The sequence below is a fragment of the Acinetobacter sp. UBA3025 genome (genome assembly GCF_002367915.1).
Classification (GTDB): domain Bacteria; phylum Pseudomonadota; class Gammaproteobacteria; order Pseudomonadales; family Moraxellaceae; genus Acinetobacter.
The window spans coordinates 1-4,744 of sequence record NZ_DFDO01000115.1 but is presented as its reverse complement, the minus strand read 5'-3'; the positions used below and the strand labels follow the sequence as shown (position 1 = coordinate 4,744).

The following is a 4,744-nucleotide window of genomic DNA, read 5'->3' as shown; positions in this document are numbered from 1 at the left end:
GTAAAGTGGTTCAACGAAACTAAAGGTTTCGGTTTTATTCAACAAGAATCTGGTCCAGATGTTTTTGCTCATTTCAGTGAAATTGCTAGTTCAGGTTTTAAAACCTTAATGGAAGGTCAGCAAGTTGAATTCAGCGTAGTTCAAGGTCAAAAAGGCCCAAATGCTGTAAATATTACTGCGCTATAAGTCTGTAGAATAAAAAAGCACGCATCAGTGCTTTTTTATTGTTTTAAATAAAAGTTAAAAAGCTTTTTCTAGATTGGAAGAAGTATAAAAATAGGATACAAGTTGTTAAAAATTAATGAATTAATTGCAAAATCTAAAAATGGTACAGAAATTATTGTTTCTTTGATTCCCTTGAATAAAATGCAAAATACACGTCAAGGTTTTAAGGAAATTGAAGTAGGTAAAAGAGTGCTGCTTCAATCAGGAATCGAAGTTGACCTGAATCTAGACGGTCGTACATTTTATACATCTTTAAATCAATTATTTAAATTAAATCATAAAGTTATTTAATATTTAAATTATATATTGGCTAACCAATTTCTAGCCGATCTCTCTTATAATCATTACTAAAGGTTTATTTATGCTTAAGCAAAATATTAATGTGAAAGATCAATTCGGTGTTCAATACGTGATTCAGGCTACTGTTGACCCTGATTTTGTTCATACCCAATCGGATTCTAACATTAAACATATTACGGTTGAAGGTGAAAATATTCGCCCAAGTTTTGAAATGTTTTTTCAAAGCACTATCAGCGGCAAAATTTTCAAAATTATTTAGTGGTCATATGACATGACCAAAAGTGCATATAAAAATCTTGGTATCTTGCCAGAATTTTGTCTTTGAAATTATTAACTTCGTAATTAAACCTATTCATCGTTTTATAAATAACTACTGAAATAATAAGCGCATTTTTAGTTCACACTTAAATCGGCTTAACCACTATTTTATTTCAGGCATCACTATTCTATATCTTCTACTATTTATGCTTTTAGGCATAAAACTATCATCAACCTATAAAAAATCTAATACACATCAAATCAGAGAGCCAATCAGAGTTAAAACCCCTCAAGGTTATTATAAGTTTCGTTGGTATGAACTTAAGTTATATAAATGACTGAGGATATACAGCTGGTTTAAGGTGGTGAGCAAGGGCAGTTCAGTTTTGGTTTTGCTAGGACATTCAGAAGCTAAGTATTTAATCTTTTATTTTTGAATATTTAATACTCAATAGATGATCATAAAGTCAGGAGTTTACTCTATGAATAAATGTATAAAATTACTCGCCAAAAAAAAATTAAGTATTACTTTTCTAGAGAGTGCATCAGCAGGTTACCTGGCTTACCGATTTTCCCAAAATAAATATTCGGGTGATATTTTATATGGCGGACTGGTGTGTTATGACATGGGTGTCAAAGAGAATATTTTAAAAATCAAACCTGAATTTATTAAACAATATACGCCGGAATCTATGGAAGTCACACAGGAAATGGTCAGAAAAGCCAAGAAAATGTTTTATTCTGATATTTATATTGCCTGTACAGGACTATTAAAAAGAGGCGGGACAGAAACCAAAGAAAAGCCAGTAGGAACTTTTTTCTATGTAATTTCTTATAAGGATGAGCTTTATAGTTTCCGCTTTCTTTGCAGAGGAAAACCGAGAGAGAAATTAAAAAAACTGGCGAGAAATATTAATCTGAGCTTAATTGAAATCCTTGAGGGCAGTCGAGACAAGAAAAATAAGTAAATCACTATTTATTTGGTTCTCAATGATCGCTAATACACTGATCATGAAAATGCTCTGCTATAAAAAAATCCCAGCCGAAGCGGGGATTTTTTTATATTTGATCGATCAATTAATAAGGATAATTAGGGACAGGGCCATGCGCTGGAATGGTGAGCCATTGTCCTGTTGCCAGGCGATTTGAGCCGCCATCCGGTTGCGCATAGAAATACAAAGGTGCGGTAGGCAGATTAAGCATGGCGACTGAAGCATGGGCGGTTGCAGTTATAGGCAAGCCATAAAGTGCATAGAAATCTTTAAGGTCATAGCCCATGATTTTTGAACTGAGCACATAAATCAAGTCAGGGCGGCTCATGTTTTTCGCATTAAAGGCGCCTAGTCCCAGTTTATTCTTATCTGCTTGAGAGGCTTTACTCAAATCAATCTGATTATACAAACGCTGTGAAGTATTCAGTAAGCGTATGAACTCAAATACACCCTGAAGATCAGGTCGCGATTTACCTTGATGTAAACGGGTATAGTTCATGGCCATCTGGATATGGAAGGCCTGCATCGATACATGATAACCATCTTGCCATAAGCGTTTTTCCATGGCGGCACGTTGTGCTTCACCTGACAGGCCAAGGCTTCGTGTATTCTTGATATTGGCATATAAGGTTGGGTGGCGGAAGTTGCTGCCATTACTGTCCTGAGCATATAGATGATATTTACGCATCATGCTTAGGCTTGCCAGAATGTTGTTATTACATTTCACTACGCAACCAATAGTTTTCCCGGTTTCAGTGGAAGGGAATACCATGGTTAAGACATCCTGAACAGTATTATGTCCCAGTTCATGCACCCAGCCCCAACCGGTATCAATACCAGTTGAACCATCTGATGGATTTCCTGAGCACAGGAAGCCACAGGTCGCAATCCAGCCCACAAAATGCTGAACATTCGGGGCACGATGAACTGTGCCGATACAATCCCAGCCTAATTCATTACAACGCTGTGCCGTGCTGCTATCCAGCGGCATGTTGTTATAACCGTTGGCAATGTGGTTACTGTCAAAGATTACGCCCTTAATCTGATCCACATAGGTACGTGCTGATCGATCACCAATGGCTTTTAAAGCATAGTCATTGGTCTGCTGGATTTCACCACCAACAAATTTAAAAGTGTTCCAGCCGAAGTTTCTACTTTGCAGGATGCTGGTTGCTTCGCTAATATCCGCTTCAGTGATCATTTGAGTAAAATCATAATGCGCATATTTTGCTGCGCCTTTGATTTTTAAGGTCACCACCGAGCCTGCTTTGGCATTGCTGTAATTCAACATCAATGGTCCACCGAACGGGCTAATAAAGTCATTGCTTTGAGTGGCGTCTAATTTTACGGTGAAACTATTGGGACGGCGAGGACGTTTATAGCCGCCATCATCAAAGGGATTGCCCCAGGCACGTAAATAGCTGGTTTGGACTGAAAACTGCGCACCCTGAGCATCAACAATCTCAATACTGACAGGCTTGCCCGGAATGCTGGCACGACCAATTGCAGTAATTCCGCTGCCTTGCGGAATGGTCACGGTAATGGTTTCGGCTTGCGCACTGACAGCCATGTTTTGTGCAGAGGCTGGCATATAATCGCCGGCACCATTTGGATTTACCAATGCAGTTTTGCGTTTATAATCCGTCCAGGAATCGCTGGCATAAGTACGCATAAAAGTCAGAGCATCGCCATTTTTCGATAGTCCGCTGTAATTCACGCCTGGACGCCAGAGATCTGCCAATAACACCAAGGCTTTTAGAATCTGATTATTATTTTTTGCGCTAAATGCAGTAATTCCTTGTGTATTTAAATTTTGTAGATTGGTAGAAGCTTTATTGATGGTTTGAATCAACGGATTATTGGCATTTAAATCACCTAGACGTGCCGCACTTGGTGACTTGAAATATTCCAGCATTTGGATCGTACTATCAATATCATTCACTTTATTCCATTGATCGGTGATGGAACGTCCTGAAGACATGAGTAAAGTATCTTGGCCACGCCAGTAATTATTATTGGTTTCAATCTTCAATGCCGAAAAGATTTTTTCCATCGGTGTAGTGACGTTATAACCCATTGCCTGGAAATATATTGGCTTACCTGCCTCCAGATATTCCTGAATCAAGCTGGATTCAAAATTATTGGCGCCGATATTACTGCCTAAAATCATCAGGTCAGCATCTTTCCAGCAGGTATTGGTTTGATCCAGTACATTACATTGTAGAAAGGTAACTTTAACCCCTAAATGGTGGGAAAAATAATTTTCTATCATGCTCAGGTTGGTTTGTGCCAGGCCATTCACGGTAAGTTTTAATTCTTGTTTAGGCTGTGCTTGTGTTTTCCCCGTCAATAGCCAGCGAAAACCATTGTTGAGCACGGGTGCAAAATCTACCACGTCAGGACTATTCGCTGAGATCCCTCCAAGCATATTCTGGCCAAAAGCCAGCGCACGGCCTTTACCGATTTGTGATGCGACTCCCAGACCACAGCCTTTATTTGCCTGCTGACTTAAATTCCAGCCGCAGGCTTGATCTGAAACTGCAATTGGCAAAGCTGCGCTTAAATCATAAGGATAAAGATTAATCGAAGCAGTTGGCGTAAATTGCAGTTGAGGTTGCAAAACTTTGCCATTCGAACTGGTATAGAGTGAGGTAATTAAACCCTTTTGCCATGTTTGTTGTTGCTTGGCGAGCTGCAAGGCCCAGTCTAACAATGTAGCGGAATCTTGCTGAATCAAAGGTCGGGCATCACCTGTACTCAATGCCTTATTAATCCGGGTGGTCGTTGGCGTTTGTGGATTTAAAGGTGGTGTACTGCCATGAGGTGTTTCTACAGGTGAGGGGGATGATTCCTCGTTATCAGATGGATTAGTTGTTGATGGTGGATTAACAGCAGAATCTGGTGTTTCTGCAGGAGAAGATGTCCCGCTACTGCCACCTCCACCACAGGCAATCAGAGTCATCGATAGC

At 39.5% G+C, this 4,744-nt stretch carries 5 protein-coding genes; 4 read left to right on the top strand and 1 reads right to left on the bottom strand.

The features are described from left to right. From B4J23_RS04945 to B4J23_RS04930, 4 genes are all read left to right on the top strand, one after another. On the top strand, positions 1 to 186 hold a 186-nt coding region (locus B4J23_RS04945), incomplete at its 5' end, for a cold-shock protein (protein WP_291359024.1). 102 nt (positions 187 to 288) lie between these two features. Beyond that, on the top strand, positions 289 to 516 hold the full coding sequence (locus tag B4J23_RS04940; protein ID WP_004782813.1) for a hypothetical protein: 228 nt from the start codon (positions 289 to 291) through the stop codon (positions 514 to 516). 70 nt (positions 517 to 586) lie between these two features. Continuing rightward, positions 587 to 784, top strand: a complete 198-nt coding sequence (locus B4J23_RS04935; RefSeq protein WP_125278924.1) for a hypothetical protein — start codon at positions 587 to 589, stop codon at positions 782 to 784. Between the two features lie 481 nt (positions 785 to 1,265). Next, complete coding sequence (locus B4J23_RS04930) at positions 1,266 to 1,751, top strand: CinA family protein (RefSeq protein WP_125278923.1); 486 nt, start codon at positions 1,266 to 1,268, stop codon at positions 1,749 to 1,751. Positions 1,752 to 1,860: 109 nt separating this feature from the next. On the opposite strand, the gene B4J23_RS04925 is transcribed toward B4J23_RS04930, so the two are convergent. Further along, on the bottom strand, positions 1,861 to 4,744 hold a 2,884-nt coding region (locus B4J23_RS04925), incomplete at its 5' end, for an ImpA family metalloprotease (RefSeq protein ID WP_349678864.1).